Consider the following 16654-nt stretch of genomic DNA (forward strand, 5'->3'; position numbering starts at 1 on the left):
CCTTGGCAAGGTTGCTGTCAGTCCTCATCCATCTGCTGGTAGCGTTCGACCAGGTAATCCAGCAATGCTCGCACAGCTGGCATCTGCCCCCGGCGGGAGGAAAACACGGCATGAATGATTTCGCGTCGTGGAGCCCAGTCCGGAATCAGTTTCACCAAAGAGCCGTCGGCCAATTGATCGCAGACTACCAGGGTAGGCAACTGCACCACACCAACGCCTTTTAGTGCTGCGCAGCGCAAGGCCGTCATATCGGTGGTAATCAGGCGGGGCGTGTGATGCAGCACGGCTTGTGCGCCATCGGGACCATACAAGGTCCAGGTATGGCTTTGTTGTGGCAGCCCCAATGCCAGGCTGGGATAGTCCGCCAGATCAGCGGGTGAGCCGGGCATTCCGTGGCGGGCAATCAGCTCCGGGCTGGCTATCAAACATTGGCTGCGGTCGGACAGAACACGCATCACCAGATCGCTGTCTTGTAATGGTGGCGGGCGCACGCGGATCGCCATATCCAGCGCTTCCCCGATCAGGTCCACGCGCCGGTTGGTGGCATCCAATTGCACCGTGACATGCGGGTAGCTGACCATGAAGTCGGCCAACATATCACTGACATGGGCGTTCAGTAAGGTGATGGGGCAACTGAGGCGCACCACACCGCGCGGCTCGGCACGTGTCAGTTCGATGGCTGCCTGTGCCGCTTCGGCCTCTACCAGCATGGCCTTGCAGTGCTCGTAATAGGTCTGGCCAATCTCGGTCACGGTAAAGCGGCGGGTGGAGCGCTGGATCAGCCGCACTCCCAGGCGCTCTTCCAGTGCAGCCAGCCTGCGGCTAAGCGTGGATTTGGGTAAACCCAGTGCGCGACCGGCCGGGGCAAAGCCGCCGTGATCCACAATCTGAACGTAGAAGTACAAGTCGTTTAAATCTTGCATGGCAGTTTTATCGTTCCATAAATGGAACATAGATGGCCGATTTAGGGGGCTACTGGCTTCGTTGTCCCGAGTTTATTCTGTCTCTTATGTTGAAACAAGGAGATGGACATGAAGAAAATTCTTGGTATCTATAGCGCTCCCCGTCCTCACTGGGTGGGCGACGGCTTCCCCGTTCGCTCCCTGTTTTCGTACCACACACACGCAAAACAGTTGAGCCCCTTCCTGCTGCTGGACTATGCCGGCCCTGCCGAGTTTGCTCCCAGCAACCACAAGCGCGGCGTTGGCCAGCACCCACATCGGGGTTTTGAAACCGTCACCATCGTCTACAAGGGCGAGGTTTCACACCACGACTCCACGGGCCAGGGCGGCACGATCGGCCCCGGTGATGTGCAGTGGATGACGGCCGGCTCGGGCATCTTGCACGAGGAGTATCACTCCGACGCTTTTGCTCGTTCTGGCGGCACTTTGGAAATGGTGCAGCTGTGGGTCAACCTGCCTGCCAAAGACAAGCGTGCTCCCGCTGGCTATCAGGCCATTACCGACCAGCAAATTCCTGTGGTCGCACTGCCTGATGCTGCTGGCATGGTGCGCGTGATCGCCGGAGAAAAGGACGGTGCCACTGGCCCTGCCAGGACCTTCACTCCCATGAATGTATGGGATATGCGTCTGAATCAGGGGGGTATTGCCGAGCTGGAAAGCCCTGAAGGCTGGACAGCCGCCTTGGTGGTGCTGCAAGGCACCGTACTGGTCAATGGTCAAAGCGTGGCTCGTGAAGGGCAACTGGTCGTGCTGGATCGGACAGGCAGCCAGTTCAGCGTGGAAGCCAATAATGACGCCGTTGTCTTGCTGATCAGTGGTGAACCCATTGATGAGCCCATTGTGGGACACGGCCCCTTCGTCATGAATAGCAAGCAAGAGATTTTGGAGGCTATGGATGACTTCAGCAGTGGCCGCTTTGGTGCGATGGCACCAGGGTCGGCATCGTAGTGCAAGGCCCGCGGGGGCCGCATTCAGGTGGCCCCCGTCTCTCATCCACAGGAGAAACATGATGACTATCCCCAGCAATGTAGCCAACTTTAATGGTGCCGCTCCCGTAATTGATCCCGATGATGCAGTCATGCTGCTGATCGACCACCAAAGCGGCCTGTTTCAGACCGTGAAGGACATGCCCATGACCACCTTGCGTGACCATGCGGCAGCACTGGCCAAAATCGCCACCTTGAGCAAGCTGCCCGTGATTACCACGGCTTCCGTGCCCCAAGGCCCGAACGGTCCTCTGATTCCCGAGATTCACCAGAATGCTCCCCACGCCCAATACGTGGCACGCAAGGGCGAGATCAATGCCTGGCACAACGAGGACTTTGTTGCCGCCGTCAAGGCAACCGGCCGTAAGACCTTGATCATTGCCGGCACCATTACCAGCGTGTGCATGGCTTTCCCTGCGATCAGCGCGGTGGCTGAAGGCTACAAGGTGTTTGTGGTGATTGATGCCTCCGGCACCTACTCCAAGATGGCCGAGGAAATTACCCTGGCTCGCATGATGCAGGCCGGTGTGGTGCCTATCGATACGGGTGCTGTTGCCTCCGAACTGCAGCGCACCTGGAACCGCCCTGATGCCCAGGAATGGGCCCAGGTCTACACCAAGATTTTCCCCGCCTATCAGTTGCTGATCGAAAGCTATGCCAAAGCACAGGACGTGCTCAAGAATCAGGAACAGCTGGATTCGCAGCGTTAATCAACGCCGCGCTCTTGCAGTACCGGGTGCAGTCCCCGCACCCGCCCCTTTCAATCATCGTTAAGGAAGACTGAGATGACTACGCCTTACAAACGTCTTGATAAAGACCAAGCCGCTGTACTTCTGGTTGATCACCAAACGGGGCTGCTGTCTCTGGTGCGTGACATTGATCCAGACAAGTTCAAGAACAACGTGCTGGCTCTGGCCGATCTGGCCAAGTACTTCAACTTGCCCACCATTCTGACCACCAGCTTTGAAGAAGGCCCTAACGGTCCTTTGGTCCCCGAGCTGAAAGAAACCTTCCCGGATGCGCCTTACATCGCTCGCCCTGGCCAGATCAACGCCTGGGATAACGAAGACTTCGTCAAAGCCATCAAGGCAACGGGCAAGAAGCAGCTGATTATTGCCGGTGTGGTGACTGAAGTGTGCGTGGCTTTCCCGGCCCTGTCGGCTTTGGAAGAAGGCTTTGATGTGTTTGTGGTCACCGATGCATCGGGCACATTCAACGAACTGACACGTCACTCGGCCTGGGATCGCATGTCCTCGGCTGGTGCTCAGCTGATGACCTGGTTTGGCGTGGCTTGCGAACTGCACCGCGACTGGCGTAACGACGTGGAAGGTCTGGGTGCCTTGTTCTCCAACCATATCCCCGACTACCGCAACTTGATCAATAGCCACACCAAGTTCACATCCGGTAAGTAAATCGCTTCGGCGCTGCGCTGGTCACTTGAGTGGCCAGCGCTTTTGGCTGTTTGAAACCCAGCCCCCAGATCTGTTTTCAGGAGTTCGACCCATGAGTACACACAGTTCCGAAGTCTCTTCATCCTTTGATTGTCCCGAAGACATCAACGGCGAAAAACGTGTTCAACGTGTTGCCGGGCGCGGCGCACAAGTGGGTGGGGGCATTACCGTCAGCCGGATTCTGCCTTCCTCGCAACGGCGCATGGTGGGGGCCTGGTGCTTTCTGGATCATGCAGGGCCCGCCGTGTTCACGTCGGGATCCGGCCTGCGTGTGGGCCCTCATCCACATATTGGCCTGCAAACCTTTACCTGGATGATTCAGGGCGAGGTTTTGCACCGTGACAGCCTGGGCCATGTGCAAGTGGTCAAGCCTGGTCAGGTGAACTTGATGACAGCCGGACGCGGTATCAGCCATACCGAGGAGTCTTTGCCCGGCGAGGACAAGCTGCATGCGGTTCAGCTCTGGATTGCCTTGCCGTCCAAGGACGCCACCTGTGAACCCGCTTTTGACCACCATCCTGACTTGCCTCATTGGCGTGAGGGCGAGTGCGACTTTACCCTGCTGGCCGGTACCTATGCACAGCATCAGGCACCCAGCAAAATGTATTCGCCTATGGTGGGGGTGGATTTGAGCAGCTCCAAGGCTGGGGAAGTGGGACTGAATTTGAATCCCGAGTTTGAGTATGGCTTTTTAGTCGTGCAAGGCACCTTGGGTATTCAGTCCGAGCAGTTCGAGGCCAATGAACTGGCCTATGTGGGCCGTGGCCTGACGCAGTTGAGCTTGAGTCTGAGCGCCGGCAGCCGAGTCATTGTGCTGGGTGGCGAGCCGTATACCGAGGAGCTGGTTCTGTGGTGGAATTTTGTTGGTGAAAACAAGGATGTCATCGGCCAGGCACAACGCGATTGGCGTGCGGCCCATGAGCGCTTTGGTGTGGTGCATGGCTATGACGGTGAACCCTTGATTGCGCCGGATCTGCCATGGGAAAGCAACTGATTTTCAGTGACGGCTGCTGGTTCTGATCGTCTATTGCGATGACGCTGGCGGTGGTTTGCTGGCTGCCTGTCCTGGTTTCCGAGCAGGGCTATGGCGCATGTGTATTTCGCCCTTATCCCGTTGTTCAGATGGCCCCTTTCGGGGCCATTGTGTCTGTGTACAGTTTGCCTACCGTGACTGGCGGTCTGCCTGTGATCGGAGTACAAAACAGTGTGCTGGTGCAAGCAAGGCCACAGGAAAAGGTCTGTACGGCTGCGGTCAAGCCCTTTTGTTTGCACAACAGCGTTGAACAATTTCTAAAAGGTAGCTGGAATGCGATTGAAAGATAAAGTGGCCATAGTCACCGGTTCGGCAGCTGGAATTGGTTTGGCAACAGCCAGGAAGTTTGCCCAGGAAGGGGCGATTGTGGTGTTGTGTGATCGTAATGCGGATGCCGTCAATCAAGCAGCGCAGTCTTTAAGTGGTAATGGCGTTACCGCCGTAGGCTACACCGTGGATGTGACGGACCGTGCACAGATTGACGCCATGGTGGCGGATGTGAAGCAAAAGTTTGGCCGCATTGATGTGCTGGTGAACAATGCCGGGATCACCAAGGACGCCAAGCTGGTGCGCATGACCGAGCAGCAATTTGATGATGTGATTGATGTGAACCTGAAAGCGGTTTTCAACTTCACTCAGGCCGTGGCCGCGGTGATGCTGGAGCAGGAAAGCGGTTCCATTCTGAACGCTTCCAGCGTGGTGGGTTTGTACGGCAATTATGGTCAAACCAATTACGCGGCCAGCAAGTTCGGGGTGATAGGCTTTACCAAAACCTGGGCCAGGGAGTTGGGCCCCAAGGGGATACGCGTCAATGCCGTCTGTCCCGGTTTTATCGAGACAGACATTCTGAAAACCATCCCCGAAAAAGTGCTGCAAGGCTTTCGTGATCATTGCTGGCTGCGCCGCATGGGCAAGCCTGAAGAGATCGCCAATGTGTATGCGTTTTTGGCCTCGGATGAAGCCAGCTTCATCAATGGCACGACGCTGGAAGTGTCGGGCGGTTTGACGGTTTAATACCGTGTTCTGAACGATGGCTTGGAGGATTCCTGTTTGAATCCTGAGCCGCCACAAAAAAGCCTGAATCTGACTTAAAGCAGATTCAGGCTTTTTCTACGGGAACAAGCGGTTTGGCGTTGCCGCTGTGAAAGTTGCAGGGGGCGTTTCAGGCCCCCCATCCGACAGCACCTACCCTCTATATAGAGAGGGCTGTTTTATTAATCCAGCTCGGGGTGGCGGTCCACCAGACGCTGGCGTTTTTGCTTCAAGGCTTCCAGTTCTTCCTCGGCCTTGGCAATGGCTTCTTCCACATCTTGCACGCTTTGTTCGATGTGGTCATACGCTTCTTGCAGCAGTTCCTTGGCTTCCTTGCGGTTGGAGGCGGTAGGTGTATCGCCGCGCAAGGGGCGGTTCGCCGTTTCGGGCAGGAACAGGGCGGTAATCAAGCCGATGACACTGGCAAACATCAAATAGTAGGCAGGCACCAGCAAGTTGTTGGTCTGCTCCACCAGCCAGGCCGCAACCGTAGGCGTCAGGCCCGCCACAATAATGGCGATGTTAAAGGAGGCGGCCAAGGCACTGTAACGTAGCCGGGTCGGGAACAGGGCGGGCAGGGTAGAGGCCATGACCCCGGTCAGGCAGTTCAGTAAAACGGCCAGAATCAGCAGCCCCAGGAAGATCTGCACATTGCTGTCGCTACCAATAAAGTGAAAGGCGGGAATCGCAAAGATCAGCAGGCCCAGACTACCGGCCATCAGAAAGGGTTTGCGACCTATCTTGTCGCTGACAAAACCCACCACCGGTTGCACGAACAGCATCCCTATCATCACCACCACAATAATGAAGACACCATGTTCTTCGGCATAGCCCAGGCTGCTGGACAGATAGGTAGGCATATAGGTCAGCAACATGTAATAGGTGATGTTGGTGACCAGCACCATGCCAATACAAATCAGCAGGGCTTTACGGTACTTGGAGAAGATCTCGCCAAAGGAAACCGTGGGGCGCTCTGTCAGGGCGGCGCGGTCTTCTTTCTCCATCTTTTCCAGTTGCTCGGTAAAGGCGGGAGTCTCTTCAGCGGCATGGCGCAGGTACAAGCCCAAAATACCCAGTGGACCGGCAATCAGGAAAGGAATGCGCCAGCCCCAATCCTGGAAGGTCTCTTCGGTCAGGGACGTTTGCAGCAGCACGACCAAACCGGCGCCCAGAACAAAGCCCGCGATAGAGCCAAAGTCCAGCCAGCTACCCAGGAACCCGCGCTGCCGGTCGGGCGCGTATTCGGCCACAAAAACTGCCGCGCCAGTATATTCACCGCCTACGGAAAAGCCTTGGGCCAGCTTGCACAGCAGCAGCAAAATGGGTGCCCAGATGCCGATGGATAGATAAGAGGGAATCAAGCCGATCAGGAAGGTGCTGATGGCCATGATGATAATGGTTAGGGAAAGCACTTTCTGACGCCCGAACTTGTCTCCCATCAGCCCGAAGAACACCCCGCCCAGAGGCCGCACCAAAAAGGGCACCGAGAAGGTACCCAGGGCGGCGATGGTTTGTACTGCGGGAGAGGCATCGGGGAAAAAGACTTTACCCAAGGTGGCGGCCACAAAGCCGTAAACGCCAAAGTCAAACCATTCCATGGCGTTGCCCAAGGCAGCGGCGGTTACGGCTTTTTTAAGTTTGCTGTTGTCTACGACGGTAATGTCGTCAATGTGAAGCGGCTTGGCGTTGCTGGATGCCGCGGAGGACTGCGTCATATGGCTTCTCCTGGAGAGCAGGACAATGACCTGCAGGGTCGCCCTGTGTGCGATCGATACCAGAGAAGAAGCACTGGCATGACGGCATTCTGATCAGGCGAGGCTTGAAGGCGATTCTACGTCCGGCTTTGCTGTTCGTCTATCGAAGGGAAAGGGTCGAGCAGTCAGGGCCAAGTCGCGAGAAAAACGGGACGCGACTTGCCGTCCTTATTGTTACTGAGCCCAAGCCTGTCTCCCACCATATTTGCACATGCTTACAGAGCGCGGCATCCAGGCGGTAAAGGAGCTTTTTTCACGTAGGCTCGCACCTCATCGACCAATGCCGCTGCCGCGGGCGTCAAGTCATGCTCTTGGTGAAACATCAGACACAAGGTACGGACCAGCGTGGGGGCCTGCAGCAAGGAGAAGCTCAGACCGGGCATCAAGACCCGTTGTGCAGCCAAGGCAGGCAGCAGGGCAATGGCCAGACCACTTTGCACCAGCGCTGCTTGCGAGGTGGTGCTGGACGCTTCATAAAACGGGGCCGAGGTTTCGATGGGCAGGTCCGGACGGGACTGCAGCACCGCCATGATCCCGGTTTCGTCTACGACGCCGACCAGTTTGCGTTCGTCCAGAGCAGACCAGCTGACCGTGTTGTTGGCATCCGGTTTGATCAGCTTGTCGTCGCTGCGATAGAGCACGCCAAACTGGTCTTCCAGCAAGGGTTGACTGTCCAACCCTTGGACATCCGCCCAGGGACTGGTCAGACCAAAGTCGATCTCCCCGGCCACGATCTGGCGTTGAATGCGTCCCGAGTTGTCATCCCGTAAATACAGACGGACCGCCGGATGCTGCTGGGAGAAATTGGCGGCTGCCGGTGCTATCAAATCCGTAATGGCCGACGGCGCTGCGGCCACACTGACCCGCCCGCTTTTCAATTCCCCATAACGCATGACATCGCTGATGGCGCCATCAAAATCTGCCAGCAGGCGGGTGATGCGCGGCAGGAACTCCTGACCAATAGGCGTCAGGGATACACGCCGACTGGTGCGGTTGAACAAGGTGGTATTCAGGGCAACTTCCAACTGCTGGATCAGGCCCGTGACCGAGGATTGTGTTTGAAAAAGACGACGCGCGGCATGGGTGAAACTGGCCTCCTGGGCCACGGCGACAAACGCGTTCAAGTGCTTGAGCGTGATGTGCTTGGGAAGTCTGTCCATATCATTTTCTGATTAATCAATTAACTTAAACAATTTTTCATATTAATAATACCTTTGGATAATGCGGTCAACTCCCCTTTTTGTGGGAGGGTTAGTGGAGACGTAGATGCAGACAGACGACCGCAGGCTGGACGTCAAGATCAGCAATGGCTGGATTATTGATGGCTTGGCCACCCCGCGTTGGCGTGGTGATGTGGGTATTCGAGAAGGACGGATTGTCGCCGTGGGCGACTTGAGCGCCTGGCACGCCGATCAATCGGTGGACGCCAGCGGCCATGTGGTGGCTCCCGGGTTTATTGATACTCACGGCCATGATGACTTGATGTTCATCGAGCGGCCTGTTCTGGACTGGAAAACCAGCCAGGGCATTACGACGGTTGTGGTCGGCAATTGTGGCGTCAGCGCTTTCCCGGCTCCTTTGCCCGGTAACTCGGCAGCGGCTTTGGCCTTGCTGGGCGATTCTCCCTTGTTTGAAGACATGGCGCAGTACGTGCAAGCCGTGCGCAAGCTCAAGCCCATGATCAACGTGGCGGCTTTGGTCGGTCACGCGAATCTGCGCATGGCCGTGATGCAGGACCCCTTGTCCCAGCCGAATGCCGATGAACAAAAGGCCATGGAAGCCTTGCTGGCCAAGGCCTTGGAAGAAGGCGCCGTGGGCTTTAGCACCGGCCTGGCTTACGAGCCCGGCTGCATGGCCGAGCCGGCCGAACTGGAAGGTCTGGCCCGTGTTGCCGCTTCCAAAGGCTCTTTGCACACCAGTCATATTCGCAATGAAGGCGATACGGTGCAGGAGTCGGTAGAAGAAGTGCTGGCGGTAGGCCGCCAGACGCAGTGCGCCACCCTGGTGTCGCACCACAAGTGCATGATGCCGGCCAACTGGGGCCGCAGCAGCCATACCTTGGCCAATATTGATCGGGCCCGCGCCGATGGCGTGCAGGCCACCCTGGATATTTATCCCTATTCGGGCAGCTCCACGATCCTGATCCCCGAGCGCGCCCACACCATAGACCAGATTCGTATTACCTGGTCCGAGCCTCACCCCGAGTGCAATGGCCTGTATCTGGCCGAGATTGCCGAGCAGTGGGGCTGCGACCGGGAAACTGCCGCACGGCGTTTGCTGCCTGCTGGCGCGATTTATTTTGCGATGGACGAGAAAGAAGTCCAGCGCATTTTCAGCCACCCATGTTGCATGGTGGGCTCGGACGGATTGCCTGCGGATGCGCACCCCCACCCTCGTTTGTGGGGTAGTTTCACGCGCATTTTAGGGCGGTACGTACGCGAAGATGGCCTGATGTCCCTGGAGCAGGCGGTGGCCAAAATGACCGCCATGCCTGCCTCGGTCTTCGGGCTGGAAAACCGCGGCGTGTTGCAAGTCGGCGCCTGGGCGGATCTGGTGGTGTTTAATCCCGAAACGGTGCAAGATTGCGCCACCTGGGAAGAGCCCACCTTACCGTCTCAAGGTGTGCAGACCGTGTTTGTGAATGGCGTACAGGTTCACCCTGTTGCCCCGGAGCAGCGGCCCGGCCAGGTGCTTGATCGCGCCTTTGCCGCTCAGGCACAAAGCCTGGATGCGCCGATTATCCCGCTATAAGCGGCGCGTCGGACAAGAAAACAGTCGCTGTGATCTGGGGCGGTCAACCAGGGCAGGGCGATTGCATCACATGCAGGCCGGTTTTTGAAAACTGGCCAGGAAGGATCGTTAAGGAGACGACATGAGTGTCATTCAGCAACAAATGCCAACGGGCAAGCGCAATGCTGCCATGGTGGTGTTTTTAATTGGCATGGCGATTGCCTTGTACACCCACTTTTACATGCCGGGTGAAAGCTCCCTGTGGGGCTTGACGCCGGTAGTGGTGTTTGCGCTTATCGCCTTGTTGGGTGTGGATATTGTTCTGGCCACGATTGGTGCGATTGTATTGGGCGCCATCATGACCAGTACGACGCCCATTGCCATGGGCAAACTGCTGGCCGAGTCCCTGGGCTCGTTCATTGCCGTGGTGGGTTTGATTATTGTGCTGGGCGCCGGGGTGGGTGAAGTGGCTGCCCGTACGGGTGCCGCCGAGCAATTGGTGCGAGCCATTGTGAAGCGTATTGGCTTGTCCAATCCGGTACGTGTGCGTCTGGGCATCATGGTGGCCTCCACCTTGATCTGTGGCGCTCTGGGTACGCTGGCTGGCGGTAACGCCATTATTGCTGCGGTGGTGATTCCAATTGCCGCGGCCGTGCGTCTGTCCCCTCCTGCTGTGGCTGCCTTGTTCCAAAGCGCCGGTTCCGCCGGTCTGGTGCTGGGCCCATTCACCCCTAACGTGGTGACCGTGACGGGTCTGACCGGTTTGAGCTACACCGATTACCTGCTGGTTGCCGGTCTGCCCATGGCTGCTGCTACCTTGCTGACGGGCTGGTTCATGTCCGGTCGTATTCAGAAGATGACCAAGGATCATTTCCAGTACGAAGAAGCCTCGCAAGGTCAGGCTGCTTTTGACGTGAATGCCAAGGCCTCCCCCAAGGCCGTGCGTGCTGCCTGGGCTTTCTGCATAACCATCGTGGGTCTGGCTGCAGTGGGTATTGCCTCCAAAGCCGGTTTTGCCTACGCCATTATTGTGATGGTGTCTCTGGGTGCCACCACCGGTCTGGCCGGTGGCATGAACCCACGTGAAATTCTGCAGGCCATGTATGCCGGTGCGGGCAAGCTGATCTGGATTTTCTTCCTGTTCTGGCTGTTCAACCCGGTGCTGGTGCTGGTGGATCAGTTGAACGCCTATCACGCCTTGCTGGATTCGGTGCAGCCCTATCTGGTCGGTATTAGTGGCGCCGTGCTGTGCATGTTGATTGTGGCCTTTAACGTGGTCGGTCACATTCCGGGTGCTGCCGTGGCGCAGATGACTTTCACCGCCAAGATCTTTGGTCCTGTGCTGGCGGCCGCCGGTGTGGGCCCCGCAGCCACTGCTGCCGTGATTCTGGGCAGTTCGCAGATTGACTGGTTTGGTCCTTTCCCTTCTTCAGATATGTTCGGCCAGATGGGCCTGGCGCGTTCCACTCAGCTCAAGTACATGTTGTATAACGGCTGGGCGGTCATGGCGGTCAACTTGTTGATGTTCGTCGGCCTGTTCCTGATTCTGGTCTAAGTATTGAAGGAGTGTTTGTATGTTTACCTTAGGAAGCGAGTTGCTGGATGCGCCACTGGTTCGTGAGCGCCTGCAGGAACGACTGGAGCCTTTGCTGACCCAGGAGTCCGCCCGTATTTCGATGGCGGTCTACGCTACCGACGGTACCTCCTTGTTCGAGTGGCAGGCGCAGCGCGTCATGCCCTCGGCCAGCCTGATCAAGACGCCCATGCTCCTGTGCCTGCTGGAACAGGTGGCACAGGGCAAGCTGTCGCTCGATACGGTTTACCCTCTGCCCGAGGGCGACCGTACCCCTGGCACCGGCATTTTGAGTCAGCTGCCCGGCGTGCCCAGCCTGAGCCTGCGCGAGTTGGCTCTTTTAATGATTATCCTGAGCGATAACGTCGCCACCAATGCCCTGATCGATTTGCTGGGCATGGATAACATCAACGCCTGGAGCGCCCAGGCCGGCTTGAAGCACACGGATTTGCAGCGCCACATGATGGACATGAAGGCGCGCGAGGCCGGTAAAGACAACTGGACGACTGTTCAGGATGCCTGCTCGACCTTGCTGTATCTATTGCATTCGCCTGCCCTGCCGGAAAACCTGCGTCAGCAGGGGCTGGACATGCTGGCGGATCAGCGCGAACGAGGTCACTTTGCGGCAATTTTGCCTTCTATCGCCCAACTGGCGCACAAGACCGGCTCCTTGCCCGGCTTGCGTCACGACGCCGGTATCTTGACGATGGGCGAACGCAGTGTGGTGCTGGCTGTGATGGCTGATGGCTTTACCGATGGCCGCACCAGCACCTCTTTATACGGTGGCCAGGGAGCGGGTGTCTTGTCCCGTCTGGCCTTGGAAACGGCCCGAGCCCTGCAGTACTGAGCCGGTCCGAAAGGATAAAAGTATGTCTACGACACGTGTTGCCCTGGTTCAATTGGATAGCGGCCGCGACCGCCAAACCAATCTGGACCAGCTGGAACATTGGGTGCTGGCCGCTGCCAAAGACGGCGCACAACTGATTGTGACTCCCGAGTACAGCGATGTACGTGGTGATACGGAATGGTTGCAGCAAAATGCCACGCCCATTCCGGGTCTGGTGACGGATCGCATGGCCAGCCTGGCGCGCCGCACCGGTGCCTGGATTCATCTGGGTTCCATGCACGAGCGCCGTCCTGATGATCATCGCCTGGGCAACACGAGCGTGACGTTTTCACCAGAGGGTGAAATCGTGGCGCAATACCGCAAAGTGCATTTGTACGATGCGGTGGTGAACGGTCTGGAATACCGCGAGTCCGACGATTTCTGCCACGGCCAGCATCTGCAAAATGTGCAGGTCGGGGATCTGAATCTGGGCCTGAGCATTTGCTACGACATGCGCTTTGCCGAGCTGTTCCGTACCTTGCGTGCCCGTGGCGCGAATGTGCTGGTAGTGCCCGCCGCCTTTAATGTGCATACCGGCCGTGACCACTGGGAAGTGCTGTTGCGCGCCCGAGCCATTGAAAATCAGTGTTACGTGCTGGCCGCCGCGCAGATCGACGGTCCCGGTCCTGCCATGCCGTGCTTGGGTCGCAGCATGATTATTGACCCTTGGGGCACCGTATTGGCCTGTATGCCTGATCATCCAGGCTATATTTGCGCCGATCTGGACCCCGCTCGCGTGCAGCGCATGCGTGAATCACTCCCGGCCTGGCAGCACCGCCGGGGTGATCTGTATCCTATTCCTTCTTGATTGTGTGCTGAAACAGACTGGAGTCTGCCATGACCGTACCTGCTGCCTTTGAGTTTTACCCGGGCACTGCCCCCTTGTTGATTTCCATGCCCCACTCGGGCACCTACGTGCCTTCGGACTTGCAGGCGCGTTTTACGGAGTCAGCGCGTCAGGTGCCGGATACGGATTGGCATATTCCACGCTTGTATGAGTGCGCCCAGAAACTGGGTGCGTCCGTGCTGGTGGCGACGTACTCGCGGTTTGTGGTGGATCAGAACCGCCCGCCGGACAATGCCAGCCTGTATCCCGGTCAAAGCGTCACCAGCCTGTGTCCCGTGGACACGTTTGGCGATGAACCCATTTACCAACCTGGCCAGGAACCGGACGAGCGTGAGGTTGCTCAGCGTCGCGAGACCATCTGGTTGCCGTATCACCAGAAGCTGGAAGAAGAGCTGACGCGTTTGCTGGCCCTGCATGGCCGTGTGGTCCTGTGGGATGCGCATTCGATTCGTTCGGTCGTGCCGCGCTTTTTTGAAGGCCGTCTGCCGGATCTGAATTTCGGGACTGCCAATGGTCAGAGTTGCGATCCAGCCTTGAGCGAACGTCTGATGAAAACCGCCTCGGCCAACAAAGACTACAGCAGCGTGTTGAATGGTCGTTTCAAAGGTGGTTACATTACCCGCCACTACGGACGTCCCGAGCAGAACATCCATGCTGTGCAGCTGGAAATGGCGCAGTGCTGTTACATGGAAGAGCAGTGGCCCTTTGAGTACAAGGAAGAGGCGGCCCGTAACATCCAGCCCCTGATCGAGGCCTTGCTGCGCGACGCGCTGGCTTTTGCGACCAAGTCGTAAATTCATCCTGAGCCCCGGCATAGACAGGCCGGGGCGCTACACTATCGCCTTGGCCACGGTGGCCGTAGAGCGATTCATTCATGTCTGACCTTTCCCCGCCCTTGTTCGAGAAACTGTGCTGTCCTTTGGACGGCTTGCCGCTCTCGTTTGAGGCTCCCAGCTGGCGCTGCCCCTCGGGCCATTGTTTCGATACGGCCAGCCAGGGCTATATCAATCTGCTTCCTGTACAAAACAAGCGTTCACGCGATCCGGGCGACAGCAAGGAAATGGTGGCGGCGCGGCGTCGTTATCTGGAGTCCGGGGTGTACGAGCCTATCGCCGCTGGCGTGTGGCGTGCCTTGATGGATGGCCTGGAAGGGGAGGCGCCTTATGCCTGCCTGGATGCGGGCTGTGGCGAAGGCTATTACCCGCGTTATTTGCGTCAGCAGGATCAGGAAGGGCAGTTGGCCCTGATTGGTCTGAATATTTCCAAGTGGGCTGTCATGGCGGCGGCGCGCAGTTCCTCGGACATACGTTGGCTGGTGGGTAGCAATGCTCAATTGCCCGTGCCGGATGGTGCTTTGGATGCCTTGCTGTGCATGTTTGGTTTTGCCGTGCCCGAGGAGTTCTTGCGCGCGCTGAAGCCGGGCGGTATCTGGGTGCAGGTTGAAGCGGGCCCAGACCATTTGCTGGAGCTGCGCCGCATTATTTATCCGACCTTGAAAGCCGATAAGGACGAGACTTTGCAGTCCCCGGTCGGTTTCAGTCTGGAAGCTGTTGAACGTGTTCGTTGTCAGATCAGCCTTGATTCACAAGAGAAAATTGCCGATCTGCTCTTGATGACGCCCCATTTGTTCCGAGCCAGCGCGCAAGGGCTGGAGCAGGCTCGCCAATTGACGAGCCTGGATCTTCAGGTGGATGTGCGTATCAAGGTCTTGCGCCGTCTTTAAGCTGATCTGCTCTGAGCGTCGCTGGCGACAGGATCGCAAATTTCTACGCGGTTGCGTCCATTGCGCTTGGCCTTGTAAAGCGCTTCGTCCGCCAGTTTCAACACTGTGCTGTGTTCTCGGGCATGCAAGGGCCAGTGCGCCAACCCAATGGAAATCGTAATGGGTGAGCCAGTTGGGCTATTGGTTTCGCTGATCAAAATGCGCAGGCGCTCGGCCAGTTGCACGGCCTGGTCTACATCCTGATCGGGCAGAAAAATACAGAACTCTTCACCCCCGACCCGACAGATCAGGTCCGTATCGCGGGTGCAGGCCCGCATGGTGTCGGCCAGAAAGCTCAGCACCAGATCGCCCACATCGTGCCCGTAGGTGTCGTTCACGCGCTTGAAGTGGTCGATATCCACCGTCAGCACGGAAAAGGGCGTGTCCGTTTCCTTCCATTGCTGTAGCACAACAGCCATGCCCCGGCGGTTGTTCAGGCCGGTCAGCGGGTCGGTATTGCGCTCCACATCCATGACGCCCATTTTGCGATTAACACGTTTCAAGCCCAGCAACATGGCCAGCTTGATCTGGCGGGACTCAAAATACCAGGCATGAACTTGTTCGATGCGCGAGCTGGCCTTGGCTGAATCCAGATGCGGAGCCTGACGAGCCAGTTGTCGCAAGGGTTTGGCGATCAGCATGGCCAACATCCAGATCAGGATCTGCACGGCCAGGAAAAAGGGGATGGAATTGCGCAGTACTTTGCCCAGCAGGACCGTTAATTCATCCAGCACCACTTTGGTGGGGCTTTGCACCACGACTCCCCATTTCACATCGTTGCTGGGCGCGAAACCGGCCAGCATGTCTACGCCCTTCACGTTGCGCAGGGACAGAGCGTCACTCTCGCCCTGGCTGACAGCGTCAATGGCCGGGTTGCCGTGTATGACTTCGCCAATCCGGGCGACGTCACGGTGAAAAATCAGCCGTTTGTGCTGGTCAACTACATAAATGTAAGAACCATCACGGTAAAAGTGCTCGCCCAGCAAGGCGTTCAGGCTATTGGGCTCGTGCAGGTAGATGGAACCACCTACCAGGCCTTTGTAATTGCCTTCTGCATCAAAAATCGGGTGCGACAGGAAGATCAGCAAGCGCCCGGTGGCGGACAGATAGGGTGGGCTGACCACGGGTTTCCGGGTTTTCAGTGCCAGTTGCGTGCCTTCCCCCCGCAGTGTCGTGCCAAGCAGGTTGAGCTGTTGGGGAGCATTGGCCAGAACCCGGCCCTCGGTATTCAGAATCAAAACCGAGTTAAAGCTGTTGTTTTGTTCTTTCAGGCGCCTGACTTCGTCACGTAGCATGGGCTCGTTGCCCTGATTCAGGGAACGGGAGAGTTCGTTGGCGCTATAACGAAGTTGCTGTTGCAAATTGGCGATGAAGGCATCGGTGCTGCTGGCCAGTTTCAGCGCGTAGGCGCGGTTCTTTTCCAGAGCTTGCTCGATCAGCAAGGAACGCTCCGCTGAATAGGCTCCATACAAGGTGTAGCCCATGGTCAGCAGACTGCTGGCAGTAGCCAGCAAGAGAATCAGCCGGCGCAGATCAACAAAAAACATGAGGATGGGCGAACGCTCGAAGTAAAGGGAGGGGCGGGGGAGGCCGAACAGACGGGCGTAAGACGCCTAAAACATTATACGTAAAGAATGT

Annotated in this window: 15 protein-coding genes; 11 read left to right on the forward strand and 4 right to left on the reverse strand. The window is 57.5% G+C overall.

Features of this window, described 5'->3' with window-relative positions:
* Positions 1–17 precede the first annotated feature (17 nt).
* A complete protein-coding gene (locus KOE80_RS01775; protein WP_009456866.1) occupies positions 18–923 on the reverse strand; it encodes a LysR family transcriptional regulator in 906 nt (301 codons plus the stop codon).
* Between the two features lie 108 nt (positions 924–1031).
* On the opposite strand from KOE80_RS01775, the gene KOE80_RS01780 reads away from it, so the two are divergent.
* The 5 genes from KOE80_RS01780 (at position 1032) to fabG (ending at position 5446) form a co-directional block, all read left to right on the forward strand.
* On the forward strand, positions 1032–1910 hold the full coding sequence (locus KOE80_RS01780; RefSeq protein WP_226348211.1) for a pirin family protein: 879 nt from the start codon (positions 1032–1034) through the stop codon (positions 1908–1910).
* Between the two features lie 61 nt (positions 1911–1971).
* Positions 1972–2658 (forward strand): hydrolase, encoded by a 687-nt coding sequence (locus KOE80_RS01785; protein ID WP_042485591.1) that lies wholly within the window; start codon positions 1972–1974, stop codon positions 2656–2658.
* A 75-nt stretch (positions 2659–2733) separates the two neighbouring features.
* Positions 2734–3360 carry an isochorismate family cysteine hydrolase YcaC gene (ycaC, locus tag KOE80_RS01790; protein ID WP_026483600.1) on the forward strand — a complete coding sequence of 209 codons (627 nt, stop codon included), beginning with the start codon at positions 2734–2736 and terminating at the stop codon, positions 3358–3360.
* Between the two features lie 91 nt (positions 3361–3451).
* Positions 3452–4393 (forward strand): pirin family protein, encoded by a 942-nt coding sequence (locus KOE80_RS01795; protein ID WP_226348212.1) that lies wholly within the window; start codon positions 3452–3454, stop codon positions 4391–4393.
* 312 nt (positions 4394–4705) lie between these two features.
* The gene (gene fabG / locus KOE80_RS01800; RefSeq protein ID WP_009456856.1) at positions 4706–5446 is read left to right on the forward strand and encodes a 3-oxoacyl-ACP reductase FabG; all 741 of its coding nucleotides are present in this window, start codon (positions 4706–4708) and stop codon (positions 5444–5446) included.
* Between the two features lie 200 nt (positions 5447–5646).
* Here the strand turns inward: fabG and proP are convergent, their stop codons facing one another.
* Complete coding sequence (gene proP / locus KOE80_RS01805; RefSeq protein WP_022983652.1) at positions 5647–7179, reverse strand: glycine betaine/L-proline transporter ProP; 1533 nt, start codon at positions 7177–7179, stop codon at positions 5647–5649.
* 254 nt (positions 7180–7433) lie between these two features.
* Positions 7434–8378: a LysR family transcriptional regulator gene (locus KOE80_RS01810; protein WP_035269784.1), complete on the reverse strand. Its 945-nt coding sequence runs from the start codon at positions 8376–8378 to the stop codon at positions 7434–7436.
* Between the two features lie 106 nt (positions 8379–8484).
* Between KOE80_RS01810 and KOE80_RS01815 the strand changes: the two genes are divergently transcribed.
* The 6 genes from KOE80_RS01815 to KOE80_RS01840 all read left to right on the forward strand — a co-directional run bounded on the left by KOE80_RS01815 (position 8485) and on the right by KOE80_RS01840 (position 14977).
* Positions 8485–9969: an N-acyl-D-amino-acid deacylase family protein gene (locus KOE80_RS01815; RefSeq protein ID WP_035269787.1), complete on the forward strand. Its 1485-nt coding sequence runs from the start codon at positions 8485–8487 to the stop codon at positions 9967–9969.
* 121 nt (positions 9970–10090) lie between these two features.
* Complete coding sequence (locus KOE80_RS01820; RefSeq protein WP_035269790.1) at positions 10091–11503, forward strand: hypothetical protein; 1413 nt, start codon at positions 10091–10093, stop codon at positions 11501–11503.
* Between the two features lie 19 nt (positions 11504–11522).
* Positions 11523–12368 carry a serine hydrolase gene (locus KOE80_RS01825; RefSeq protein ID WP_035269792.1) on the forward strand — a complete coding sequence of 282 codons (846 nt, stop codon included), beginning with the start codon at positions 11523–11525 and terminating at the stop codon, positions 12366–12368.
* A gap of 22 nt (positions 12369–12390) precedes the next feature.
* Positions 12391–13215, forward strand: coding sequence for a carbon-nitrogen hydrolase family protein (locus KOE80_RS01830; protein ID WP_088451818.1), 825 nt, complete (start codon positions 12391–12393; stop codon positions 13213–13215).
* A 29-nt stretch (positions 13216–13244) separates the two neighbouring features.
* A complete protein-coding gene (gene hutG, locus KOE80_RS01835; RefSeq protein ID WP_226348213.1) occupies positions 13245–14048 on the forward strand; it encodes an N-formylglutamate deformylase in 804 nt (267 codons plus the stop codon).
* 80 nt (positions 14049–14128) lie between these two features.
* The gene (locus KOE80_RS01840; protein WP_226348214.1) at positions 14129–14977 is read left to right on the forward strand and encodes a putative RNA methyltransferase; all 849 of its coding nucleotides are present in this window, start codon (positions 14129–14131) and stop codon (positions 14975–14977) included.
* Here KOE80_RS01840 and KOE80_RS01845 read toward each other — a convergent pair.
* Positions 14974–16563, reverse strand: coding sequence for a diguanylate cyclase (locus tag KOE80_RS01845; protein ID WP_226348215.1), 1590 nt, complete (start codon positions 16561–16563; stop codon positions 14974–14976). The genes KOE80_RS01840 and KOE80_RS01845 overlap by 4 nt on opposite strands.
* Between the last annotated feature and the right edge of the window lie 91 nt (positions 16564–16654).

It is taken from the genome of Alcaligenes sp. 13f (assembly GCF_020496585.1).
GTDB classification, from domain to species: Bacteria; Pseudomonadota; Gammaproteobacteria; order Burkholderiales; family Burkholderiaceae_B; genus Alcaligenes; species Alcaligenes phenolicus.

Coding starts and splice junctions, on each gene's coding strand:
- KOE80_RS01775 (WP_009456866.1), bottom strand. CDS start 923: ATGCAAGATTTAAACGACTTGTACTTCTACGTTCAGATTGTGGATCAC.
- KOE80_RS01780 (WP_226348211.1), top strand. CDS start 1,032: ATGAAGAAAATTCTTGGTATCTATAGCGCTCCCCGTCCTCACTGGGTG.
- KOE80_RS01785 (WP_042485591.1), top strand. CDS start 1,972: ATGACTATCCCCAGCAATGTAGCCAACTTTAATGGTGCCGCTCCCGTA.
- ycaC (WP_026483600.1), top strand. CDS start 2,734: ATGACTACGCCTTACAAACGTCTTGATAAAGACCAAGCCGCTGTACTT.
- KOE80_RS01795 (WP_226348212.1), top strand. CDS start 3,452: ATGAGTACACACAGTTCCGAAGTCTCTTCATCCTTTGATTGTCCCGAA.
- fabG (WP_009456856.1), top strand. CDS start 4,706: ATGCGATTGAAAGATAAAGTGGCCATAGTCACCGGTTCGGCAGCTGGA.
- proP (WP_022983652.1), bottom strand. CDS start 7,179: ATGACGCAGTCCTCCGCGGCATCCAGCAACGCCAAGCCGCTTCACATT.
- KOE80_RS01810 (WP_035269784.1), bottom strand. CDS start 8,378: ATGGACAGACTTCCCAAGCACATCACGCTCAAGCACTTGAACGCGTTT.
- KOE80_RS01815 (WP_035269787.1), top strand. CDS start 8,485: ATGCAGACAGACGACCGCAGGCTGGACGTCAAGATCAGCAATGGCTGG.
- KOE80_RS01820 (WP_035269790.1), top strand. CDS start 10,091: ATGAGTGTCATTCAGCAACAAATGCCAACGGGCAAGCGCAATGCTGCC.
- KOE80_RS01825 (WP_035269792.1), top strand. CDS start 11,523: ATGTTTACCTTAGGAAGCGAGTTGCTGGATGCGCCACTGGTTCGTGAG.
- KOE80_RS01830 (WP_088451818.1), top strand. CDS start 12,391: ATGTCTACGACACGTGTTGCCCTGGTTCAATTGGATAGCGGCCGCGAC.
- hutG (WP_226348213.1), top strand. CDS start 13,245: ATGACCGTACCTGCTGCCTTTGAGTTTTACCCGGGCACTGCCCCCTTG.
- KOE80_RS01840 (WP_226348214.1), top strand. CDS start 14,129: ATGTCTGACCTTTCCCCGCCCTTGTTCGAGAAACTGTGCTGTCCTTTG.
- KOE80_RS01845 (WP_226348215.1), bottom strand. CDS start 16,563: ATGTTTTTTGTTGATCTGCGCCGGCTGATTCTCTTGCTGGCTACTGCC.